Source organism: Telluribacter sp. (assembly GCF_035998675.1).
In the GTDB taxonomy this organism is placed as follows: Bacteria; Bacteroidota; Bacteroidia; order Cytophagales; family Spirosomataceae; genus Telluribacter.
Map to the genome: position 1 here is coordinate 807,027 of NZ_DASYHI010000020.1, position 22,322 is coordinate 829,348.

The 22,322-nt window shown below is 52.2% G+C and carries 20 protein-coding genes; 13 read left to right on the plus strand and 7 right to left on the minus strand.

Going from position 1 to position 22,322, the window contains the following annotated elements; genetic code table 11:
- Positions 1-7: 7 nt before the first annotated feature.
- Complete coding sequence (locus VGN67_RS17585) at positions 8-946, minus strand: sterol desaturase family protein (RefSeq protein ID WP_327488163.1); 939 nt, start codon at positions 944-946, stop codon at positions 8-10.
- A gap of 129 nt (positions 947-1,075) precedes the next feature.
- Positions 1,076-1,255: an ATP-binding protein gene (locus VGN67_RS17590; RefSeq protein WP_414717338.1), complete on the minus strand. Its 180-nt coding sequence runs from the start codon at positions 1,253-1,255 to the stop codon at positions 1,076-1,078.
- 223 nt (positions 1,256-1,478) lie between these two features.
- Between VGN67_RS17590 and VGN67_RS17595 the strand changes: the two genes are divergently transcribed.
- The 7 genes from VGN67_RS17595 (at position 1,479) to VGN67_RS17625 (ending at position 10,351) form a co-directional block, all read left to right on the plus strand.
- Entirely contained in the window at positions 1,479-2,567 is a 1,089-nt protein-coding gene (locus tag VGN67_RS17595) for an agmatine deiminase family protein (RefSeq protein ID WP_414717339.1), read from the plus strand.
- Complete coding sequence (locus VGN67_RS17600) at positions 2,564-3,244, plus strand: hypothetical protein (protein WP_327488165.1); 681 nt, start codon at positions 2,564-2,566, stop codon at positions 3,242-3,244. Before VGN67_RS17595 ends, VGN67_RS17600 begins: the two co-directional genes overlap by 4 nt.
- A gap of 125 nt (positions 3,245-3,369) precedes the next feature.
- Positions 3,370-5,733 (plus strand): peptidylprolyl isomerase, encoded by a 2,364-nt coding sequence (locus VGN67_RS17605; protein ID WP_327488166.1) that lies wholly within the window; start codon positions 3,370-3,372, stop codon positions 5,731-5,733.
- Between the two features lie 32 nt (positions 5,734-5,765).
- Positions 5,766-7,136 carry a peptidylprolyl isomerase gene (locus tag VGN67_RS17610; protein WP_327488167.1) on the plus strand — a complete coding sequence of 457 codons (1,371 nt, stop codon included), beginning with the start codon at positions 5,766-5,768 and terminating at the stop codon, positions 7,134-7,136.
- A 58-nt stretch (positions 7,137-7,194) separates the two neighbouring features.
- Positions 7,195-8,157 carry a MoxR family ATPase gene (locus tag VGN67_RS17615; RefSeq protein ID WP_327488168.1) on the plus strand — a complete coding sequence of 321 codons (963 nt, stop codon included), beginning with the start codon at positions 7,195-7,197 and terminating at the stop codon, positions 8,155-8,157.
- Positions 8,158-8,262: 105 nt separating this feature from the next.
- The gene (locus tag VGN67_RS17620) at positions 8,263-9,858 is read left to right on the plus strand and encodes an aldehyde dehydrogenase (NADP(+)) (RefSeq protein WP_327488169.1); all 1,596 of its coding nucleotides are present in this window, start codon (positions 8,263-8,265) and stop codon (positions 9,856-9,858) included.
- A gap of 70 nt (positions 9,859-9,928) precedes the next feature.
- Complete coding sequence (locus VGN67_RS17625) at positions 9,929-10,351, plus strand: lysozyme inhibitor LprI family protein (protein ID WP_327488170.1); 423 nt, start codon at positions 9,929-9,931, stop codon at positions 10,349-10,351.
- A 4-nt stretch (positions 10,352-10,355) separates the two neighbouring features.
- Here VGN67_RS17625 and VGN67_RS17630 read toward each other — a convergent pair whose 3' ends face one another.
- Entirely contained in the window at positions 10,356-10,946 is a 591-nt protein-coding gene (locus tag VGN67_RS17630) for a nucleotidyltransferase family protein (RefSeq protein WP_327488171.1), read from the minus strand.
- A gap of 107 nt (positions 10,947-11,053) precedes the next feature.
- On the minus strand, positions 11,054-11,860 hold the full coding sequence (locus tag VGN67_RS17635; RefSeq protein WP_327488172.1) for a hypothetical protein: 807 nt from the start codon (positions 11,858-11,860) through the stop codon (positions 11,054-11,056).
- A 381-nt stretch (positions 11,861-12,241) separates the two neighbouring features.
- Between VGN67_RS17635 and VGN67_RS17640 the strand changes: the two genes are divergently transcribed.
- Positions 12,242-12,772, plus strand: a complete 531-nt coding sequence (locus VGN67_RS17640; protein WP_327488173.1) for a hypothetical protein — start codon at positions 12,242-12,244, stop codon at positions 12,770-12,772.
- On the plus strand, positions 12,769-13,269 hold the full coding sequence (locus tag VGN67_RS17645) for a hypothetical protein (RefSeq protein WP_327488174.1): 501 nt from the start codon (positions 12,769-12,771) through the stop codon (positions 13,267-13,269). Before VGN67_RS17640 ends, VGN67_RS17645 begins: the two co-directional genes overlap by 4 nt.
- Before the next feature lie 3 nt (positions 13,270-13,272).
- Here VGN67_RS17645 and VGN67_RS17650 read toward each other — a convergent pair whose 3' ends face one another.
- Positions 13,273-16,032, minus strand: coding sequence for a hypothetical protein (locus tag VGN67_RS17650; protein WP_327488175.1), 2,760 nt, complete (start codon positions 16,030-16,032; stop codon positions 13,273-13,275).
- Between the two features lie 84 nt (positions 16,033-16,116).
- Positions 16,117-16,611 carry a hypothetical protein gene (locus tag VGN67_RS17655; RefSeq protein WP_327488176.1) on the minus strand — a complete coding sequence of 165 codons (495 nt, stop codon included), beginning with the start codon at positions 16,609-16,611 and terminating at the stop codon, positions 16,117-16,119.
- A 382-nt stretch (positions 16,612-16,993) separates the two neighbouring features.
- Between VGN67_RS17655 and VGN67_RS17660 the strand changes: the two genes are divergently transcribed.
- Positions 16,994-17,758, plus strand: coding sequence for a DUF1835 domain-containing protein (locus VGN67_RS17660; protein WP_327488177.1), 765 nt, complete (start codon positions 16,994-16,996; stop codon positions 17,756-17,758).
- A gap of 19 nt (positions 17,759-17,777) precedes the next feature.
- Here VGN67_RS17660 and truA read toward each other — a convergent pair whose 3' ends face one another.
- Positions 17,778-18,527, minus strand: coding sequence for a tRNA pseudouridine(38-40) synthase TruA (gene truA, locus VGN67_RS17665; protein ID WP_327488178.1), 750 nt, complete (start codon positions 18,525-18,527; stop codon positions 17,778-17,780).
- 395 nt (positions 18,528-18,922) lie between these two features.
- On the opposite strand from truA, the gene VGN67_RS17670 reads away from it, so the two are divergent.
- The 3 genes from VGN67_RS17670 to VGN67_RS17680 all read left to right on the plus strand — a co-directional run bounded on the left by VGN67_RS17670 (position 18,923) and on the right by VGN67_RS17680 (position 22,307).
- Complete coding sequence (locus VGN67_RS17670; RefSeq protein ID WP_327488426.1) at positions 18,923-20,596, plus strand: glutamine--tRNA ligase/YqeY domain fusion protein; 1,674 nt, start codon at positions 18,923-18,925, stop codon at positions 20,594-20,596.
- Between the two features lie 136 nt (positions 20,597-20,732).
- Positions 20,733-21,851 (plus strand): T9SS type A sorting domain-containing protein, encoded by a 1,119-nt coding sequence (locus VGN67_RS17675; protein ID WP_327488179.1) that lies wholly within the window; start codon positions 20,733-20,735, stop codon positions 21,849-21,851.
- A gap of 90 nt (positions 21,852-21,941) precedes the next feature.
- Positions 21,942-22,307 (plus strand): DUF6686 family protein, encoded by a 366-nt coding sequence (locus VGN67_RS17680; protein ID WP_327488180.1) that lies wholly within the window; start codon positions 21,942-21,944, stop codon positions 22,305-22,307.
- Positions 22,308-22,322 lie beyond the last annotated feature (15 nt).

A 22,322-nucleotide genomic window follows, 5' to 3' on the forward strand; every position in this document is an offset into this window, starting at 1 on the left:
CCCCGCCTCAAGCGTAGGGCGAGCCCACATCATTCAATTTTATATCTGACTCTTCCTGTACCCGGGGCTGGCGTTCGGCCCGGATTTCCCGTCGCATTTGTTCGGTAGTCAGCCGGGAGCCGTCGTGGCTCCAGCCCGGCGGGCCGAATATATACCCCAGTGCGGCTTTGAACGAAGGCGCCCGGCCGACATCTTTCCCCATATCCAGCCACTCGTGCAGCGCAATCCGGAAGGGATTGTGGGTATCCAGGTTTTTGGTCAGGCCGTAGCGGGGGCGCTTTCCTTCTTCCTGAAATGTACCAAACAGCCGGTCCCAGATAATCAGGATTCCCGCGTGGTTTTTGTCGAGGTACTCCACATCGGAGCCGTGGTGTACCCGGTGGTGCGAAGGCGTGTTAAAGATAAACTCAATGGGCCGGGGTAGTTTCTGGATAGTTTCGGTATGAATCCAGAACTGGTACAGCAGGCTGATGGACATCATCAGCAGTATATCGACCGGGTTGAAGCCCAGCAGCGGCATCCAGAGGTAAAAAATAAAACTCCCCGACAGGTTGCCGGTCCAGGTCTGGCGCAGTGCCGTGCCCAGGTTATAGTACTGCGACGAATGGTGTACCACGTGCGAGGCCCAGAAGTACCTGACCCCGTGGCTGGTCCGGTGAAACCAGTAGTAGCTGAAGTCGTCGGCAAAAAAGAGAGCGACCCAGTACCACCACTGCGTGCGGTCCGGCTCAAAAAACCGAAACTGATAAAACAGCACAATAACCCCGAACACCACCGCCTTGGACACAAAACCGGTTATGACATTGCCAATACCCATCGAAAGGCTGCTGACGGTATCTTTGGTCTGGTAGTGGTCCTGGTGGCGCTGGAGATGGCGCAGGTAAAAAACCTCCACTACAATGGACCCCACAAAAACCGGAATGGCGTAGAGAATAATGTCTTTCATGGCTTTGTGTTTGGTATATAGCGCTTTACAATAATAATCTACGTCCGTTTAAAAAGCAACCCTACCGGAAAAAGTAGCAGCAAGTACCTGAAAAACAGAATTTTCGAAGAATTGATTGCGCCTGGCCTGTCAGAGGGCTGGCTTAGGTACTTCTGAATAAACGGGAAGTAAAACAGTAAAGGTGGCTCCCTGCCCGGGTATACTGCTGGCCGAAATAGTACCTTTATGATTCTCGGCAATTTTCCGGCAGATAGCCAGCCCAATGCCGGTACCCGAGTACTTCTTCAGGTCGCGCAGCCAAAGAAACACAGCCTGCCGGTGGGTTAAAACTTTCTTAAATGGCAGGTTAAGTAGAAGCAGGTCAACCTGTTATTTTCAAATACTCACAAACCTGATTCCTTTTTGGTTAGAATAACACTGTGATAAATAAAGGAACTTCCCAATGAGGTGACACTTTTTAGCTGGTATTTTGTTCTTTCGTTTAGAACTTTGTGTCGCACCTACCCAACCGTAGTAATTTTATTTAACCCATTTGGTTTTGGAACAAACTAGCACGCTTTCCGACCTTACTATTACGCCCAAACAACTGGGCTTTTTGTTTCCGGCCGAGTGGCACCCGCACCGCGCTACCTGGCTGACTTTCCCCCATAACGAAGCCTCCTGGCAGGGCGACAAGTTAGACCGGATGCGTCCGCAGTACCTTGAATTTATCAAAACCATCAGTCAGGGCGAAAAGGTGGGCATTGTAGCCAACGACGAACCCCTGAAAGCATTCATAACCGAAAGCCTGGATGCCATTGGCGTAGACCTCAACCAGATTGAGTTTGTGGTAAAACCCACCAATGACGCCTGGTGCCGCGACCACGGCCCGGCTTTCCTGATTAACCCCGAAACGGGCCAGAAAATGATTGTGGACTGGGGCCACAACGCCTGGGGCGGCAAGTACCCTCCTTACGACGACGACGACCGGACCCCCCTGGAAATAGCCCGCCACCTGGGGCTGCTGGCGGTACAGCCGGGGATCATTATGGAAGGTGGGTCCGTTGACTTCAATGGGGCCGGTTCCTTGCTGACCAGCCGCTCGTGTCTGCTCAACCCCAACCGCAACCCGCACCTCAACCAGGAGCAAATTGAAGAGTACCTCCATAACTACTACGGTGTAGAGCAGGTACTTTGGGTCGAGGACGGTATCATTGGCGACGACACCGACGGGCATATTGACGATACGGTACGCTTCGTGAATGAGGATACGGTAGTAGCCTGCGTGGAAAGGGATAAGAACGATGAGAACCACGAAGTACTCCAGACCAACCTGAAACTCCTGAAACAGATGCGCCTGCTCAACGGCAAGCCACTCAACGTCATAGAACTACCCATGCCAAAGGCCGTCCTGATTGATAATTTCCGGGCTCCCGGCTCCTACGCCAACTTCCTGATTTGTAACGCGGGGGTCATAGTACCGGTATTCAACAATCCCCACGACCAGATAGCGGTGGATATTCTTCAGGATGCCTTCCCTGACCGCAAAGTACTACCGTTACTGGCCTCCGAAATTATATGGGGGCAGGGTAGTTTCCACTGCCTCAGCCAGCAGGAACCGGAGGTAGCTGTCAAAAAATGAATCGGATAAAACAAGCAGCTCTGGCGGTTATGGCCCTGGCCTATATGGCCTCCTGCCAGGCCTCCCGTCAAACCCTGACCAGCCTGCAGGTTACTTCGCTCAAGGCCCTGGACCTGGAAGAGACGGTATCGCGCAGTGATGAATTGCTCATGGCCTACGCGCTTACTACCATTGACGCTGGTGGCAAAGCCGTAGAAACCGTTAACGGTAGCTGGGGTATTCAGGACACCCGTCAGGGGCAGACTTTCGACGAAAAAACCTTTCAGCTCATCCAGATCCGGATTCCCAAAGGAGGAAAGCTGATTGCCTCGCTGGTACTGGTGGAGGTTGACGACTACGACCGGGCCCGCCGCACGCTGACCGAAATCAGAAAGTACCACGACATTGTGAAAGTACCGGCCGGACTGGCCGAGCTGGCCGACATAGCCCTGACGCCCATTAAGTACCTGTCCCTGGGGCTTTCGGCGGCGGGAGTGGCTTTCCAGTTGGCCGACCGCCTTGACAACGACGATATGCTGGGCCAGCACAGTACCGAGCTAACCTACCAGAAGGCCACGGCTACGCCCCTCGTGCAGGTACCCCTGCAGTTCAGGGGGGGTAGCCTGGGTACTACCTTTCATTACGAACTGGCCTATGACCTGCGTACAAGTACCGTCCGTGTGAAACCAAAACGCTGACGATTTGTGTTTTTATCCTGTACCAAAACCCCCTAACTTTGGGTCTTGTACAATATTTACCGGCTGAACTTGTTTATTAATCTACATGTACCTCTTCAGCTTTGCTAAAGAACCCTTTTGAGTCTATGCGTACCCCCCGTTTGCTTTGGGCACTATCTGCCACCCTCCTTATTGGTTCCTGCAAAACATCCGCCCCGCCGCAGCCGCAAAAAGCGGAGGCACCCGTCCTGCTTCAGCTGGGCAACCGTACCTTCAGTACTGACGAGTTTTTTCAGTCTTATACCAAAAATCGTTTCTCGGCAGATTCCTCCAAAGCCCTCTCGGCGAGTGAGTATTTTGAATTATACACCAATATGAAGCTGAAAGTACTGGCCGCCCAGCAGGAAGGCCGGGATACCACGGCTGATTTTCAGGAAGAAATAGCTTCGTACAAGGAACAACTCGCCAAAAACTACCTGGTCGACAAAAACCTGGTGGAAGAAATGGCCACCGAAGCCTACGGTCGCCTCAAAGAGGAGGTACACGCTTCCCATATTCTGATAGCCTTACCGCCCGACCCTTCCCCGGCCGATACCCTGTCGGCCCACCGGGCAGCGGTTGCCATGCGCGGTCGCCTGCTGGAAGGCGCTGATTTTGCCGAAATGGCCGAAAAGTTTTCCAAAGATCCCACGGCCCCCGCCAACCGCGGCGACCTGGGGTACTTCACCGCTTTCCAGACGTTGTACCCTTTCGAAACGGCCGCTTACAAACTACCCGCCGGAGAAATTTCCCATCCCGTGCGGACTACCTCGGGTTACCACCTTATTAAGGTACACCACCGTCGGCCCAGCCGGGGTAAACTACGGGTGGCACACATTATGACCCGCACCAACCCCAATCCCCCGGAGGCAGACAAAGCGGCCATCAAAAAACGTATTGACGAAGCCTACGCCCGGCTACTGAGCGGCGAAGCCTGGGAAAAAGTAGTGGAAGCGTATTCGGATGACTTTCAATCCCGCAAATCCGGCGGCATGCTGCCCCTCTTTGGTACGGGTGATAATGTACCTGGCTTCGAAGAAGCTGCTTTTGCCCTCGAAGCGCCGGGTAGCTACTCCAAACCGGTCCAGACTCCCTACGGCTGGCACATAATCAGGCTGGTAGAAAGGAAAAACCTTGACTCCTATAACATAGTAGCTCCCGCCCTTCGTCAGAAAGTATTGACGGACTCACGCGGTAGGATTATGGAGAAAAACCTGGCCAACCGGCTCCGCAGCCAGTATACGGTGAAGGAGTACCCTGAGGTACTTACGCAGGTATCCCGCCTGGCCGACAGTACGCTGGTAACCGGTCGCTGGACTTACCCCGAGCCTCTGCCTAATACGCTGGCCGGTAAGATTCTTTTTTCCGTTGAAAAACAGACTTTTTCCGCCCGTGATTTTCTGGATTATATTAAAACCCACCAGGACCGCCGGACAACCGCCGCTGGCCTGGCCCGGCCGGGACAGGATAGGCCCGGGATGGCTGTATCAGCTTCCGGAAAATCTTCGCCAACCGCGATTGTTAACCGTCTTTACAACGATTTCCTCGACGAAAGACTCATTACCTACCAAAGGGACAATCTGGAAGCCAGAAACCCCGAGTATCGGGCGCTCATCAATGAATTGAGAGAAGGAGTACTGCTGTCGCAGGTAATGGAAAAGAACGTTTGGGAGCGCTCCCTGGCCGACTCGGTGGGGCAGCGCAGATTGTACGAGCAGAATCTGGCTAACTACCGTTATCCCGAACGGGCGCTGGCCACGGTGGTGGTAGCGGCGGATACCGCGGTACTTCGCGAAGTACGCCAGGCCCTGTCGCAAACGCCTTACCCGCTGCAGCGAAAAGGTGAAGAGTTACTTTTTGAAGAAGGAAAGAGTGAAGTTTTGCCCCGGATGCGGGAAAAACTGTTTGAAGTCATGGCGATTATGCTTCGTAACCCGGCCTATACCATCGAAGTATCCGCGCACCGCACCGGAACTGAGCCGGACTCCGTTTCGGCGGCCCGTTTGCGCAATGTAGTCAGGTACCTGACCAGTAATAATATATCGCTTACCCGCATCATGGAAAAAGACCACGGCTCTTTCCGTCCGGTACCCGAGGCAGACCGTAACCGCCGCATTAGTTTTCAGTTTTTCAGCCGGTCCCGGCAGGATGTAGAAAAAGCCATCAATGCCCGTCTGGAGGACCGGCCGGAGGGTGCCGTTCGTATAGCCGAAGGGTACTTTACCCGCGACAACGAATACCTCAGCCCGGCCCGTTGGGAAGCGGGTGAGCAGGTGTATAACAGAACCGGTGAAGTAGTATGGGTACAAATAAATACTATAGAGCCCTCCCGCCCTAAAACCTTTGCCGAAGCGCGGGGCAGCGTTATTAATGATTATCAGAAAGTTCTGGAAAAACAGTGGCTCGATTCGCTTCGGGCGCGTTATCCGGTAAAAGTCAATGAACAAGAGTTAGAAAAACTCATCCGATAGACGTAATTTAGCCATTGATATTAAAACCCAACATGAAAATAAACCAACACCTGTTTCGTAACCTCCTGACGGTAATACTATTAGGAGTTTCCCTAACCAGTTTTGCGCAGGGACAAAAAGGCATAAGCATTGATAAAATTGTGGCCCGGGTAGATAACTACTATATTCTGAAGTCAGAATTGGAAGAACTATACCAGAGTTATGCCGCCCAGGGACAAAAGGCACCCGAGCGCTGTCAGTTGCTGGAGTCGCTGATAATTAACAAAATGTTGCTGGCCAAAGCCGAGATTGACTCCGTAACCGTGGACGATAAAATGGTAGAAGGACAACTGGCGGGCCGGATGGACTACATGATCCAGCGGTTTGGCTCCGAGAAGAACATCATTGAAGCTTACGGCAAAAGCATTGACGCACTTAAAAGTGAACTTCGCCAGCAGGTAAAAGAGCAGATGGTCGTGGAAACCATGCAGGAGACGATAGCCGGTGATGTAAAAATTACCCCGAGCGAAGTCCGGAAGTTTTTCAATGCCATTCCCAAAGACAGTCTTCCTTACATCCCTTCGGAAGTAGAAATTGGTCATATTGTGCGGGTGGCTACCGTCACCAAAGAACAAAAAGATAAACTCCGTAACCAGCTTGTGGATTTCAGGAAGCGGGCCCTCAACGGAGAAGAGTTTTCCATGCTGGCCCAGATTTACTCGGAAGACGTAGCCTCGGCCAAACAGGGAGGTGACCTGGGCTTTACCAAACGGGGTATGATGGTACCCGAATTTGAAGGGGCCGCGCTGGCGCTGAAGCCCGGTGAGATTTCGGACGTGGTAGAGAGCCAGTTTGGGTACCACCTGATTCAACTGGTGGAAACCCGGGGGGCTGAGTACCGCGCACGTCACTTACTGCTGCGCCCCGACTACAACCGGGGTACCGACGTAACCGAAGCAACGCGCTACCTCGACAGCCTGCGCGTTCTGATTCAGAGTGACTCCCTGACCTTTGCCCGGGCGGCCAAAGACAACTCCGAAGATAAGCTGACCGCCGACGCGGGGGGAATTCTGAAAGACCCCCAGACGGGCGTTGGCCGACTTCCACTGGACGCCTCTATGGACCCGGCCCTGTACTTTGCCATTGATACCATGAAAGTTGGGAGCTTCAGTGCGCCGCTTACCTACCGGACCGAAGACGGCCGGAGTGCCGTCCGGATTTTGTGGTACAAGAGTAAATCGGAGCCCCATACGGCCAATCTTCGCGACGACTACGAAAAAATAGCGCAGATCGTGTTGATGAACAAGAAAAACAATGCGCTTGAAGATTGGTTTAAGAAAGCAGAGGGCGACGTATTTATCAGTGTCGAACCCGAATTTCAGAACTGCCGCATCTTTGGTCTGACTCCCCCCGGGAACCAGTAGCGTTAGTTTGGTGGCTTTTCTTTTGTAGTACTCATCCTAAACCCCAAGTAAAAGTATCGTGAAATACCAATCGGACGTAGAGGCCGCCCAAGCTATGACGCAGGCCTACCAGAAACTCCGCGCGGAGATCGGACAGGTAATCGTCGGCCAGGAAGAAGTTGTAAAATTATTGCTTACCGCTATTTTTTGTCAGGGCCACTGCCTGCTCGTAGGGGTACCCGGTCTGGCCAAAACCCTGCTCATCCAAACCATGGCCTCCTCGCTGGACCTGAGCTTTAACCGTATCCAGTTTACGCCTGACCTCATGCCTTCTGATATAGTAGGCTCCGAGACCCTCGATCAGCAGCGTAACTTCAAATTTATCCGGGGACCTGTATTTGCCAATATTATTCTGGCGGATGAGATCAACCGGACCCCACCCAAAACCCAGTCGGCCCTGCTGGAAGCGATGCAGGAATATTCGGTAACGGTGGCCGGCCAGAAGCACGAGCTTTCCCGCCCGTTTTTTGTGTTGGCTACGCAAAACCCCATTGAGCAGGAAGGTACCTATCCCCTGCCCGAAGCTCAGCTGGACCGCTTCATGTTCATGATCCAGTTGGATTACCCTTCGTATAATGAAGAGGTAAGTATCGTAAAAAGTACGACTACCGACATCCGCCACAAGGTCAATGAAGTAATTACCGCGGCCGAAATCACCGAGTTTCAGCACCTGGTCCGGCGCGTACCCGTAACGGATAACGTCATTGAGTACGCCGTGAAACTGGTCCACAAAACCCGCCCCGATACCAGCATGGCGGATAAAAATGCCAACGACTACCTCGAGTGGGGCGCGGGTCCGCGGGCTTCCCAGGCGCTTATCCTGGCGGCCAAGTGTAACGCGCTGCTGTCCGGAAAGTACTCACCCGATATCGAAGATGTCAAATCAGTGGCCTTACCGGTACTTCGTCACCGGATAGTCCGTAATTTCAAAGCTGAGGCCGAAGGTATTACCGTAAATGACCTCATTGGCCGTTTAGCCTGATCTATTCTTTCCCAGCCCCTGCCGACGCAGGGGCTTTTTTTATTTTCTGAGGTATCTGTTTTATTTTAGCAATCTGAAACTGTAGTAGTTCTAAAAACACACCCCATGTCCATTCAAGGTAAAAATTATATCGGGTACTCATTATCCGCTCAGGACGGCGATTCGTTCCAATCGTATATACCCGCTCAAAATACCTTTCTGCCGGAAAAATTCCATTCGGCAACCTCCCTAGAAGTAGAATCTGCCATGCAGCTGGCTCAAACGGCCTTTGAAACCTTCGCCCAGCGATCCGCCCACGACCGCGCCGATTTTCTGGTGGCTATCACCGAGGAAATTCTGGCCCTGGGTGACGAATTACTCGAAAGAGCCCAACTCGAAACGGGCCTGCCACTGGGTCGGCTCCAGGGCGAGCGCGGCCGTACCATCAATCAGCTCCTGCACTTCGCGGAGGTAGTCCGGGAAGGTTCCTGGGTAGCCGCCTCCATTGATACCGCTGACCCCGGCCGCGCTCCGGTACCTAAGCCTGACCTGCGCAAGATGATGGTACCCATTGGCCCCATTGTCGTGTTTGGCTCCAGCAATTTCCCCTACGCGTTTTCGGTGGCCGGCGTGGACACCGCCCCGGCCCTGGCGGCGGGCAATCCGGTTATTGTCAAGGCGCACCCGGCCCATCCGGGCGTCAGTGACCTTACGGCCCAGGCCATTGTAAAAGCAGCGCAACGTACCCAAATGCCAGAGGGTGTTTTCTCGATGCTGTTTGATAATGGCCACGAAGTAGGTACCGCGCTGGTTAAGCACCCGGTCATGAAGGCCGTAGGCTTTACGGGCTCGTACCGGGGTGGTATGGCACTGTACAAAATGGCGATGGAGCGCGAGGAACCTATACCGGTATTTGCCGAAATGGGTAGCGTCAATCCGGTGATAATCCTGCCGGAAACAATGCAGAGAAAAGGGCTGGAATTGGCTAAAAATCTGGCGGGCTCTATAACGCTGGGGGCGGGGCAATTCTGCACCAACCCCGGGCTGATTCTGGCTGTAGAGTCTCCCGCTCTGGAGCAGTTTCTGGAAAAGCTGCTCTATGAAATAGCCCAGATACCACCGGCTACCATGCTGAGCGAAGGTATCTGTCAAAATTACCACAAACTCCGCGACGAAGCCTTGAAGCAGGAAGGAGTTGAGGTGCTATACAAGTACGAGTCCGACGGAAGTGGCGAAGAAAAAAACCAGTCACTGGCCGCTATAGCACGGGTGGAAGGACAGGCCTTCCTGAATAATCCGGCTTTGCAGGAAGAAGTTTTTGGTCCATTTTCGCTGCTGATTGTCTGTAAAGACCTTACCGAACTGGAAGCGGCTTTGCAAAAATTAAAGGGACAACTCACTACCTCCCTCATGGCTGATGCCGACGAGGCCGCCCGGCATCCCGGGCTGCTCCGACAGATGGCCAGCCTGGCCGGGCGCTTCATCATGAACGGGGTACCTACCGGGGTGGAGGTCAATGCCTCTATGCACCACGGTGGACCCTTTCCGTCCACTACCGACTCCCGCTTTACCTCCGTAGGGCGCCACGCCATACTGCGCTTTGTACGGCCGCTGTCGTTCCAGGACTGGGATGATGCCCTCCTGCCCGACGAGCTGAAGAACAATAATCCCAGGGGAGTATGGCGACTGGTAAACAACGAGTGGACCCGGGATTCCATCTGATATTTCCGATCCGGTGGGTTGGCTTTGGGTCGGCTCACCGGGATTCTTAAAACTACCTCCTCTCTCTTTCATGCTACGTACCTTTACTATCTGTTGCCTGTTTTGTTGTCTGGCGAGCCTGGTAGCGACGGCCCAAGATAACCTGGCTCCCCACCCCATTGGTGTGTTTGTAGAAAGTTGTCTGGAAAAGAATGTATCTACCGTGGGTATGATGCAGTGCTTTGAGCAGGGCTACACCAAATGGGACGCCGAACTCAACAAGCAGTACAAGCAGCTTTCGACCCGGCTCAATGCCGACCAGAAAGCCGCCCTGCTGGCGGCCCAGCGGCAGTGGATTGCCTACCGCGACCTTGAGTTTAAGGCCCAGACAGCACTATATACCGGAATGGAGGGTACAATGTACCGGCCCATGCAAGCCAGCGACCGGATGGAATTGGTTAAAAAAAGGGCGCTGGATCTGAAAGCCTACAACGACCTCCTGGATAGTAAATAGAAGCTTATTCCGCAAGGAAGCGGCGGTAGTCATCGGGGGTATCAATATCAATTTCCCCCTGGTCAAATTCTACAAAGGCTACGTCATCCATCCGCTCCGCCAGTAAGGGTTTTGCCCCCTGTTCCCCTTTCAGGTGCGTGAGTGCTTCGAATAGCTGGCTTCCAATCAGAACCGGTACGCCCCAGCTTTCTCCGTAGCGACAGGCCACCGCTTTCTTACCCGATTCTTTTAAAGTTACCAGCATGTGTTCCAGCAGCGGAGCGGTCACGTAGGGCTGGTCACAAACCAGCATCAACACGGCTTCCAGTTGTTTGTCCATCAGGTAGGCACCCGCCAGTCCCATCCGAACTGAGGAAGACATTCCTTCCTGCCACATGGGATTATCAATGATGGTAACGCCCAGGCCCGACAATTCAGGTACTACCTCTTTTTTATTGGCACCTACTACCACCACTACCGGACGCATGGTAGTTTTTAGGGCCGTTTCTGCCATTTTCCGCAGTAAACTTTTTCCTTCTTCTATTTTAAGTACCTGCTTGGGGGTTCCCATTCGCTGAGAAGCACCGGCCGCCAGTATGATTATTGCCGTCTGCATAGTTACCTGCGTTTTTTCTCTTACTTCGTACTCTCTTACCCTACAAGTATAAATAAAAACCCCGTGACTGGACAACCACGGGGCGGGAATGTGTGCAGGAAAAGGTTTTACTTTTGGATTTCAATGTTCTTTTCCAAGGCTTCCAGGGAGGCGTCTTCGGCGTAATCCAGGATAGCCAGCATGGAGTACTTGCCCTTGGGTACGTTGGGTGGTAGGGTCAGCTTAACCTGGCGGCTCCCTTCCGGAAACATCGGAAACTCGGTCCCTTCGCTCCGGTACTGCACCCCCGTAGTAGTTTCGGTGAGGTCGAGGTATACCCGGCAGTTGAGCATAGTTCTGCCCGTGTTCTGAACCTTGAACCAGTACGATTCCAGGTCTTCCGGGTCAGGTTCCAGGGCAATGGCCTTGGCTTCGTGCTGAACCAGCGACGGGGGGGTCTGGTAGAGGTGTACCCCAATCCGCATTACTTCCCGGATTTGGGTCTGGACGTTGGTACTGCGGCTGTCTTCGGGCTTCTTCTCCACTACATTCTGTAGAAAAAGCATAGCCCACTTCATCTGCTCATAGTCTTTGGGATCATCGCTGCCCTGTAGGGTCACGGTTACCTTGGCGGTATGGCCGGGTTCTACCTCTACCAAGTTAGTACTTAATGACAACCAGCGGGCACAGGAGTAGGGCTGGGTATTGGGCTTATAGTACGAATGCGAACCGTCTTCGTTGCGTTTCCAGTCGGCCAGACTAATTTCAAAGGCTTGTTTTACCGTAGTGGGGTTGCTGATGTAAAGCGTTTGGTTCTGGGATATTCCGCGCGAAAGCGAAAAGGAAAGGCTGGTGGGGAGTACATTGATATGCTGTGCCACCGCAACGACTGAATTTATCAGAAAAAAAATAAACAGGAATAAATATTGACGCATAGCCATGAAGCAGGTATATTTGGTTCACACACACTAAAATAAAATTATTATGTTTTTCTTGACTTTACCAGTTAAGGCCCGGGTTAAGGTAGGTCATAAATTCCGTTTGTCTTTAATTCTAAACGCTTTCTCTCCGGGGCAGGCAACAACCAGGACCCATAAATCCAGCAATTGCTTCAACCAGCGCATCGAACGGAACGGAAGAACAGGTACTTACCCAATCCCGGCAAAAGTATTCTTTGTACGGGTAAGTACTACCAGTCCGGCAAAAAATATGCCATTAACCCCCGTTAACCTTTCCAATGGCAGTCAGCCTGGCACTAATAACCTGATTACCTTTACGCTTTCCCCTTCCTGATCCATACCTTCTCCTGCCCGGCTATGTTCTTCTCCCAAAAAACTGGTTTTAACTTACTGCTGACCTGGCTGGCCGTTGTTGTTACGGGGGCGGCAGTACTAGGCCAGAACCCGCCCAAAAGCTCCACCGCTACGGGTAGCCTACAGCTTTTCTCATTTATTGAGTTTTCTGTAAGTCCAATCAATACTTCTCCGTTTGCGTTTACCAGCGCCAATGACTACGCCAATGGGGTAACACGTACCTCCTACTTGGGGATCAACGTAAAGTCTACCTCCAACTGGCTGATAACCCTGCGGTCCAGTAGTGATTTTTTCGCGGCGTCCGGAGGAGGCTCTTCCAACAGTATGCCGGTAAGTACCCTTAGTTTCCGGACCAACGACGAGTCTGCTTTTAAAACGCTAAGTACCACCAGCCAGACGCTTCGGACTGGCTCAAGAGGTGGAAGTCAAACATCCGGAAATTATTTTACGCTGGATATGAAACTTTCACCAGGATTTTCTTATAATGGAGGAATTTACTCAACGAACTTAATTTTTACCATCACTCAGCAATGATGCGTCCTGATTTGCTTTTCGGCCTAATCGGATTTTTGGTACTTTGGCTACCGCAAAATTCCTCCGCCCAGCATTCGGTCAGTGAAACCGTTTCCATCAGGCTGCTGCCCATGGTCAGCAGTTCTCTGGAAAGGGAAATCGCTTCCGCCGCTTCGTCACCCATGGACGCCAACAGGTACTACCCGTCGGAGCGCCCGAAGCCCTACGGTAGCCGGCTCAGGGTCTATTCCAATCAGCAGTGGTTTGTTACCGTTCGGGCTGAGACCGAAAAAACCCTGGATGCAATTCAGCCGGATAATATTCCCGTTCTGAGCATCCGGACCGCCACCGGTGATTTCCTTGAACTGGGTACCTATGATCAGATCCTGAGTCAAAGTCATGGTATTGCAACACCTCAGCCATCCAAACAGCTTTTTATATACTATAAACCCAACGATACCGAACCGGACGAGTCTCCCCAACTGACGCGGCTGGTGTATACCGTTACGCTGATGTGAGGCTCAGCGGTTCCGGATATTAATCTGCCGCTTGCGTTGTATCGCTTCAAACACGATTTGCTGCACTTCCAGTTGAGTCAGATCCGCTTTCTGGCTGCTTTCTACAATCCGGTAATCGGGCCCCAGTACGTCATCGCTCACCTGAATAATGTACTGGTCCGACGGCAGATTCAGGAAGAACTCGCCCGCCTGGTTGGTAATGGCGTAAAAAGCCTGCCCCCTGGAATTAATGGCCGCCACGCGCACGCCGTCGAGGCTCGCGCTCCTGGATGAGTACTGGTCTTTCTTCAACCGGATTCTCCCTTCAACGTACTTGCTTTTAGTAAACGGAACTGTGACCCGTATATCTTCGATGAGCGTAACCGGGTGCTTGGGCCCACCGGTAGGAATCCAGCCCCGTAGGGTTACTATACCAGTCAGATCCAGCAGGTACTCATCGGGCGGAACATTCCTGAGTACCACTTCTCCCTGGTCATTGGTACGAAGCCTTCGGTTATTGATCGAAATAAGGGTTTTATTGATCCGTTCATCCTGCTGGTCGAGGCTATCGTTGGCATTCTGATCTTTGTACAGTACCACCCGGAGGGTCCGGTACTTCGGCACCATTGGCACGGGTACATTTAACGCTTTGCGGAGCGTAAGGCTAACCAGGGGTTCAGAGGCAATGGGCCCGTTGATGTAGTGCGTACCCAGCACGGAAAGCGAGAGCCCACGCTCAAACAGGTTCCAGGAAATTTCGGCCCGGGAAGTCATAAAATAGGCCAGTGTAGTTGAATGATTGATCGAAAATTGGAACCTCGCCTGCAGACTTTTGCTCTTGCTGCTAACTTCACCAAAGGCGGTCCACTGCGTAAGCCGGGGTGATTCGCCTTTCTGTCTGAAGTAAATATAGTCGTGGTAAAAAAGCGGACCGTCGACGTACCTGAACGTAGTACCCAGGCTGCGGTACCGCAGGAGCCCGTACATGTTCAGGCTGGGTAGCCGCAGATCCGTTTCGCGGATGGAATTGAGACGCCAGCTGCCAACGAGGTTGGCATTGAAGTGGCTGGCGGGGTTGAGGGTAAGGGAAAGACTCGTTCCATACCCTCCTACGTGGAGGCTGGTCAGACTATCCTGTAGGAGTTGCTGATAGCTAACGGCCAGACTCAGGCTGTACTTTTGCACCCACGCCTTTCCCACTTTTAGTCCCCATTCGGAGTTATTCTGTAAAAACAGCGGGTCAAATGTCTTTTCAGCCTGATTAATCTGGGCGGGCTTCCGGGCATTGGAGCTACCAAACAGCCCGGCATAGTAGGTACCTGCCTGGTACCTGAACTCATGAATACCAAAGCGCATACCCCGGATGAGGCCGGGAAAGTAGCTGGACCCGTAGGTGTAGCTTGAGTGCAGTGAGTACCGGTTGCGTGCCATCTGCAGACGGTACCCCAGGGATAACCCCCAATAGCCCGTACCCATAGCGCCTACCTGCTCGTAGCTATTGCCCACCTCTACCGAAAGGGAGTTCAGCTTGTCACGGGACCATTGGATTTCGTTGAAGGTAAAGGCAGAACTCGACCTGCCCAACAAGTCGGCACTGACGACACTTCTTGATTCATAGCGAATGCTTTCGGCAATACGGCGGCTGTGCGTATAGAGTATTTGGCGGGCATTGCCAAAATGACTTTTTACCAACTTGAACCGATGCTGGGTTGTGGGGCTGGAATTATACTCTACGCCCAGGCCTTCCCCGTTGATCTGCATATTCAGGAAGTCAATTTGGGTACCCAGGGTAACGGTCAGGTTCGGGGCAGTATAGGTCAGCTGCCGGATTACGCTGTTCCCCTCAAAATAATTGGAAAAACTATTGGTCCGGTACTTAAACTGCAACCCCCGGCCCCGGTTAAGATCCAGACTACCCTGAATTGAGCCCCAGATGATCCGCTGGTCGGGATTATTTATATTGAACAAATTGCTTTCAATCAGGAGGGGTACCGTGAGCCAGCGGGTGGGGTGCATCCGGTAATTGGACGGGGTCGTGGCTATCTTCTGCAGCAAAACCACCGAGCTTTGGTCCTCTCCGCGTACCGATACCTGAATCTCCTGCTCGTTGAGGCGGCGCAGTTCTTCCGGCTTCATCATTATTTTGACGCTAATGCTGGTGTCCTGACCAGCCACCAGGGCGATGACGTTATTTCGGGAAGCCACCGACAGCCGAACCCCCGTCTGAAACGAGTAGTACAGTTTTTCCAGACGGTTGCCCGTATTCTTAAACCTGACCTGAAACTCGAGCGCGGTGGTATCGTCCTGCACGTACAGCTCGGGAGTGGCAAGCAGAGCCCGCCAGCGGGAAAAAGCCTGTACGGTAGCCTGGAAGGTATACTGCTCCCGCCAGTTGTCACGGAGGGAGTGTACCCTGACCCGAAAGGGGTACCACTGGTCAGAAGCAGTACCCGACAGTGGTGTCAATCGTAAGGAATAGGTTTGGCTTTGCCCCGGAGTTAGCTCAAGCGTGGCCGGTACCGTATAAAGTAGCTGCCAGCCCTGACTTTCGTCAATCTGTAAGGAAAGTTGCTGGGTAGTACCGGAGGTATTGGTAATGGTAAACGAGTTAAAGCCGAAGGTACCTGGCTGCACCACCAGCGAATCTTTCAAAAGGCTGACCTGCAGTACCTGGTTGTTCAGCATACCCTGTCCGCTCACCCGCCCGCCCGAAAGGCACAGAATGAACAACAGGAATGCCGAAGCAGCATAGGAATAGGTGCAGGTAGAGCAATGCACTGCCACAGGAGTTGAAGTACGGAAGTACCGGACAGAAAAGCCAGGGGCTGTTCCGTCCGGGTTTCCGGCGTGCTGATTGAATTGGAAAAATTACTGTTGGGATACAGTATATTGAACGACAATGGTATACATACCACCTTCATAGGCGAAGCCCGGCTTGGCCTCGTAATCAACGGTAAAGGTGTTGTTACCCGTCGCATCACCCCTGCCACCCGTGGTTAGCTGCGCGGGTGATAAAGACAATGGCAGAAAAGTGCTTCCACTACTAGGCTTTGCCGCCAGAATGCCCGAAGGCATGCCACTGTCAACACCACCCTTTTGGAAATAATCGGTCGCGGTACTTACCATTATCTTCCAGTCGCGGTTAGAGCGAACCTTCAGGCGGGTAGCACCGGAATTAACCGTGCCGGTTTCGTAAGTACCCGGATCATTAAAAGTAAAAACGTTACCGTTACCCACCGCCTCGAGCTGGACGTCAAACACATCCGTCAGGTTCAGGGTAACCGTTTCGTTTTGGGATGACTGCGCCAAAGCGGCGCCACAGGAAGCAAAAAACAAGAAAGCAAGCAATCGTACACTTTTCATTGAAGAAAGGTTAGTGTGTGAAAAATTATTTTCTAACACCTTCAGTTAAACAACAATAATGCCAAGTTTACCAACTAATAATTGCTCAGGCAATAAGGTAAAATGCAGAAATTGAGTCTATTCGGGTTACAAAAGTCTTTCAATTATTTAGATTAAACTTGGATGAATACAATTCTGAAAATACAATTTGGAAAATGAACGGTGATTGAAAAAAAACTGGGGCCGTCTACAACAAGCGTACCTTTTCTGGCAGGGTTAAGAATATTTAAGGAAAATTTAATTGGGGTGGTTGAAACGCTCTTTTCTGACAAGTACCTGGGTTGCGAAAGAATGGAGCAAAACTTTATCTTTACACCATTGATCCAAAAGATTACCAGAACTTATGACAACTTCCCTGCTCCGCTTCCATATCCTCAACGGGGATAGTTTGCTGGAAAGCTTTCCCCGTCAGGAAATAGACGGTGAATGTATAGTAGCCCGCGAATGCCTGGTGGTGGGGGATGTGGGAGGTACTTTCCCTACGGAGTTCTGGAATAACCGGGCGCAGTACATACAGGCTACCTACGGCGAAGGTACCTACACCTACTACGAACGGGTAGTGGCTGAATTTGAAAAGATCCAGGCCATTCCACCGGGCTCAGAAGTAAACCTTTGGTTTGAGGAAGACTTGTTTTGTCAGGTCAATCTGTGGTTTTGTCTATCGCTCCTGCTACCCAGGGCCAAAGACCTTACCTTATATATAGTAAAACCCTTCGACCAGGACGGTCAACCCGAATGGCGGGGCTTTGGTGCTATGGATTCTCAGGATTTGGTAACTGCTTTTCAGCAAAGACAGGCTATCTCCCTGGCCGATGTACACCTACTTGCCAGTTGCTGGAAGGCCTACCAGCAGGACGACCGAATCCGCCTCAAGGAACTGGGCGGTCGGTATTCCGAAGTTTTCCCCTACCTGCCGCTGGTTTGTCAGGCCCACCTCGACCGTTTTCCGGAAGGAGGCCAGCCCGGTCGCCCACAGCAGGTACTCCGGGCCATAAAAGCCGAAAAGCAAACGGACGATTTCGCTACTATATTTAGTGAATTTTTCCGGCGGGAGGGCATTTATGGCTTTGGTGACTCGCAGGTCCGGCAATTGCTGGAAGAGTTGTAACTTCTCCTTCCTGCCCCATTTAATCAGGAAGCAGACCGGCCGGGTACCCTACTTCGACCAGAAACAAACCGTGCGGAGGCGCCTGAGCCCCGGCGTCTTTTCGATTTTTGGATAAAATAATCTGCTCGAAATCCGGTACTGTTAACTGCCCCACTCCTACTTTTAATAAAGTACCCACCAAAGCCCGGACCATGCCCCGTAAAAAACGATTTGACTGGACCGAAAAAACCAGTACTTCGCCCCGCCAGTACCAGCGGGCTTCCGAAATCCGGCAACGGAAAGTCTTTACGCTGGTGTGTACTTTGCTAAAACTCTCAAAATCCTCGTAACGCAGTAACAGCGCCGCCGCCTCATTCATCCCTGAAATATCCAGTTCCGGGCGGTACAGGAGAGCTTCTTGGGTAAGAAAAGGGTTCTTTTGCCGGATTAGGCGGTACTCGTAGCGGCGGTGGCTAGCCGCAAAGCGGGAATGCAGGTCGTCGGCTACGGGTACCAGTCGGTGAATGGCAATATCGGGAGGCAGCAGGGCGTTCAGGCTAAGCACGGTCCGGTCCGGATTGGGCAGCGCCTGGGGCAGGTCAAAGTGCGCGTACTGTTGCGAAGCATGTACCCCCGTATCGGTGCGGCTGCTGCCTACCAGTTCCACGGGTGTCTGGAGTACCTTTTCCATGACCTCCTCAAGTACCTGTTGTACCGCCAGGGCGTTGGGCTGGCGTTGCCAGCCGTTGTAGAGGGTACCTTTATAGCTCAGTTCAATAAAGTAGCGCATGGAACAAAGATAGGGAGTAGGCCGCATTAGAGACAAAAAAACGTCACTACCAAACGGCCGTGGCGTTTTTGACTATTCCCGGTTAAAAGCCTTAGTTTCCTTATATCAATTCCTGCCCTTACCTCCGTGGGGAATTCACTCCTGATAGGAAAAGGCCAGGAATGAAAGCCGGAAGAAAATCGTTTATATCATTTTATGGTACTTAATAGCTACGCTGGTCCGGCTGACCGGTTACAGCGTACGTGGTGAAAAACCCGGTGAATTTATCCATTTAGTATTATTTTTCAAATCAATTTTTGCACAATACGTACACTTTTCCTGTTCGTTCTAAAAACATTGTCAGGTTGAGTGTAAGTACATTAACTTTGAAGATTCAATAGTTTTTCCATATGAGTATGACTACGGAAGAGAAAAAAGAAAAGTCCCTCAACTTCCTTGAAGAGATTGTAGAAGAAGATGTTCGGGAAGGCAGGCACGGCGGCCGGGTACTTACCCGGTTTCCGCCCGAACCCAATGGCTATCTGCACATTGGGCACGCTAAATCGATCTGTCTGAACTTTGGGCTGGCGCAGAAGTACGGCGGAGCAACCAACCTGCGCTTTGACGATACCAATCCCGTTACCGAAGACACCGAATACGTTGACTCCATTAAGCAGGATGTACGATGGCTGGGTTTTGAATGGATAAATGAACTGTACGCTTCCGACTACTTTGAGCAGCTGTATGGGTTCGCTATTGATTTAATAAAGAAAGGCTTAGCCTACGTGGACGACTCTTCGGCCGAGCAAATCGCCGCCATGAAGGGTACCCCTACCGAACCTGGTACCAACAGCCCCTACCGTGACCGGAGCGTGGAGGAAAACCTCGATTTGTTTGAGCGGATGCGTCAGGGTGAGTTTGCGGAAGGCAGCCGGGTACTTCGGGCGAAGGTCGATATGGCTTCGCCCAATATGCACCTGCGTGACCCGCTGATTTACCGCATCAAGTTTGCTCACCACCACCGCACCGGCGATAGGTGGAAAATATACCCAATGTACGACTTCGCCCACGGGCAGTCCGACTCCATCGAGGGCATTACGCATTCGGTATGTACGCTGGAATTTATCCCGCACCGGGCCCTGTACGACTGGTTTATTGATAAACTGGAAATATTTCCGTCGCGTCAGTACGAGTTTGCCCGCCTCAACATGACCTATACCGTCATGAGCAAGCGCAAACTGCTGCAGCTGGTTAACGAGAAACACGTCAACGGCTGGGACGACCCGCGTATGCCTACCATTTCGGGGCTACGCCGGCGGGGTTATACCCCTGCTGCCATCCGCGATTTCTGTGACCGCATAGGAATTGCCAAGCGTGAAAACCTCATTGACGTGGGGCTGCTGGAATTTTGTATCCGGGAAGACCTGAACAAGACGGCCCTGCGCCGCATGGTAGTACTGGACCCGCTGAAGGTAGTTATTACTAACTTTCGCGAAGGAGCAACCGAAACTTGTCAGATTGAAAATAATCCCGAAGATACCGGAGCCGGAGTCCGGGAAGTACCTTTCAGCCGGGAGGTGTACATTGAGCAGGAAGACTTTATGGAAAATCCGCCCAAGAAGTTTTTCCGGTTGGCACCGGGCCAGATGGTACGCCTGAAAGGAGCTTATATAGTACGCTGCGATGAGGTAGTGAAAGACGAGAATGGGGAGGTTACCGAAGTACACTGCTCCTACCTTGAAAACAGCAAGAGTGGCCAGGATACCTCGGGTATAAACGTAAAAGGTACCCTGCACTGGGTACCGGCCACGCATGCGCTGCCGGTCGAAATCCGTTTGTACGACCGCCTCTTTCGGGTGGAAGACCCTTCGTCCGAGGCGGGTGATTTTAAGGATTATATCAATCCGGATTCCCTGCAGGTTATTACCGGCTACGCCGAGCCAGCCCTGCGGGAAGCCCAGGCCAGTGACCGTTTTCAGTTTCTGCGTAAAGGCTATTTCTGCGCCGACCTCGACAGTACCCCCGACCGCCCCGTATTTAACCGGACCGCTACCCTGCGTGACAACTGGGCCAGGGAAGCAGGTAAGTAAATAGAAGCTTTATCATTACTTTTAAAAAAGCGGCCTTCGGGCCGCTTTTTTGATTTCCCTCATAAAATATAAGAGCATGGACTGACGTTGTCAGGATAGTTCCCCACTCATTCTCACACCTTTATCCTGTCCACTCATGAAACAGCTCTGCCTGCTTGCCCTGCTGGTTTGTTTTTCTGTATTAGGTAGTTCGCTGCCGACCTTTGCCACCCATATCCTGGGCGGAACCATTCAGACCCGCCACCTCTCCGGCCTGACCTACGAAATAAGAACAATTCTGTACCTGGACCAAATCAACGGGAGACCGGCATCCGATGCGCAGGTTGAGGTAAAAATTTGCACGGGTGACGGCAGAGAACTGGTACTACCCTACTTCCCCGCTGAATCAGGTTCCGTAAACAATCAGGTACGCGTAGGTATTTACAAAGGTACCTATACCTTCGCCGGACCGGGCCAGTATACTCTTTCAGCCTCCCTGATGGGTCGGACTAACCTGACCAATATACCCCAGCCCGGTCCTGAAAGAGCCGCTTATCTTTTTACCACCCTCAATACCAGTTTGCCCAACTCTACCGCTACGCTACCCACGCCGGTTTTTGAAGCGGGCATCCGGCAGGTATATACTTATAGCCTGAGTGCGTCTGATCCGGATGGCGACAGCCTGGCCTACCGGCCCGTACGATTGCTGCAACCCAACCAGAACGGTCTTTGCGGGCCCTACCGTACAGTGGACCGGTACCAGTTTCCCAACGAAGTTGCGCGGGAGGGTACCTTCGCCATTCGGGATAAAGTCCTGACCTGGAACGCGCCTACGCAGGTGGGGTCCTACGCCTATGCTTTTCTGGTGGAAGAGTGGCGGAACGGGATAAAAATAGCCGAAACGCTGCTCGAAAGCGTAGTACTTGTTTCGGATAAAGCCGGTACCCCCGTCGCGGTTCCTCCCTTTCAGCCGGTTGAGTTTGGCGATTTCATCACGGCCCTGCCCCCGCAGGAGTTTCTGCCCGGACCGCTTTCGGTGCTGGTATACCCGGTCCCCAGCCAGGAATGGATCACCGTGGAAGTTCAGAGTCGGCGTCCTTCCTTTTTTCAGATCCAACTTCTTGACCTGCAGGGACGGATTTTGCAACAAGTCCAATTTCAGGAGCCATCGGTCAGGAGGCTTCACCGGTTCCGCGTGGAAGCATTACCACCGGGAAACTACCTGATCCTGGTCAATGATAAGCAGGAAACGGTAACGAAAAAGCTGGTACGCTGAAAATTTATTTAGATTCATTAAAAATTACGCTTGCGTAGAAGAACGTCGGTTTGTATTTTTGCGTTACTGAAAAAGACCTACGTTCTCGAAGTGCAAACTCAACTATCATTAAAATCAGCTCAGGAATTGTTCCGCACCAGCAAGGGTGCCAGTTACCAGTGTGACCGCAGTTCCCGGATCATTCTTGAATTTGGTGATTTGACGGCTTCTTTTCGGATCAATGAGTTTTTGAATTTTCGCCGCCACGTCAACAGCATTGACATCCACAGCAAACTCTTTGACCTGTCGGATGAGTGTGACTACCAGCTTATCGAAGCTATTCAGCATAATATATCGCACCGGCTTACGCTTTGCGAGGTCATTCAGCTCCGTGAGCTGGTGAATGGTACCCACTTCGCCCTCGAACTTAACTCCCTGCTGCACGAAGTACTTCGCGCCGAAATAGCGGTACTGTAAGGCAATCCCTCATTA

Bases quoted from the DNA above. Each gene is read 5' to 3' on its own strand.
- VGN67_RS17605 (WP_327488166.1), top strand. From the start codon at position 3,370: ATGCGTACCCCCCGTTTGCTTTGGGCACTATCTGCCACCCTCCTTATT.
- VGN67_RS17645 (WP_327488174.1), top strand. From the start codon at position 12,769: ATGATGCGTCCTGATTTGCTTTTCGGCCTAATCGGATTTTTGGTACTT.
- VGN67_RS17600 (WP_327488165.1), top strand. From the start codon at position 2,564: ATGAATCGGATAAAACAAGCAGCTCTGGCGGTTATGGCCCTGGCCTAT.
- VGN67_RS17620 (WP_327488169.1), top strand. From the start codon at position 8,263: ATGTCCATTCAAGGTAAAAATTATATCGGGTACTCATTATCCGCTCAG.
- VGN67_RS17640 (WP_327488173.1), top strand. From the start codon at position 12,242: ATGTTCTTCTCCCAAAAAACTGGTTTTAACTTACTGCTGACCTGGCTG.
- VGN67_RS17670 (WP_327488426.1), top strand. From the start codon at position 18,923: ATGACTACGGAAGAGAAAAAAGAAAAGTCCCTCAACTTCCTTGAAGAG.
- truA (WP_327488178.1), bottom strand. From the start codon at position 18,527: ATGCGCTACTTTATTGAACTGAGCTATAAAGGTACCCTCTACAACGGC.
- VGN67_RS17675 (WP_327488179.1), top strand. From the start codon at position 20,733: ATGAAACAGCTCTGCCTGCTTGCCCTGCTGGTTTGTTTTTCTGTATTA.
- VGN67_RS17655 (WP_327488176.1), bottom strand. From the start codon at position 16,611: ATGAAAAGTGTACGATTGCTTGCTTTCTTGTTTTTTGCTTCCTGTGGC.
- VGN67_RS17660 (WP_327488177.1), top strand. From the start codon at position 16,994: ATGACAACTTCCCTGCTCCGCTTCCATATCCTCAACGGGGATAGTTTG.
- VGN67_RS17585 (WP_327488163.1), bottom strand. From the start codon at position 946: ATGAAAGACATTATTCTCTACGCCATTCCGGTTTTTGTGGGGTCCATT.
- VGN67_RS17630 (WP_327488171.1), bottom strand. From the start codon at position 10,946: ATGCAGACGGCAATAATCATACTGGCGGCCGGTGCTTCTCAGCGAATG.
- VGN67_RS17625 (WP_327488170.1), top strand. From the start codon at position 9,929: ATGCTACGTACCTTTACTATCTGTTGCCTGTTTTGTTGTCTGGCGAGC.
- VGN67_RS17635 (WP_327488172.1), bottom strand. From the start codon at position 11,860: ATGCGTCAATATTTATTCCTGTTTATTTTTTTTCTGATAAATTCAGTC.
- VGN67_RS17610 (WP_327488167.1), top strand. From the start codon at position 5,766: ATGAAAATAAACCAACACCTGTTTCGTAACCTCCTGACGGTAATACTA.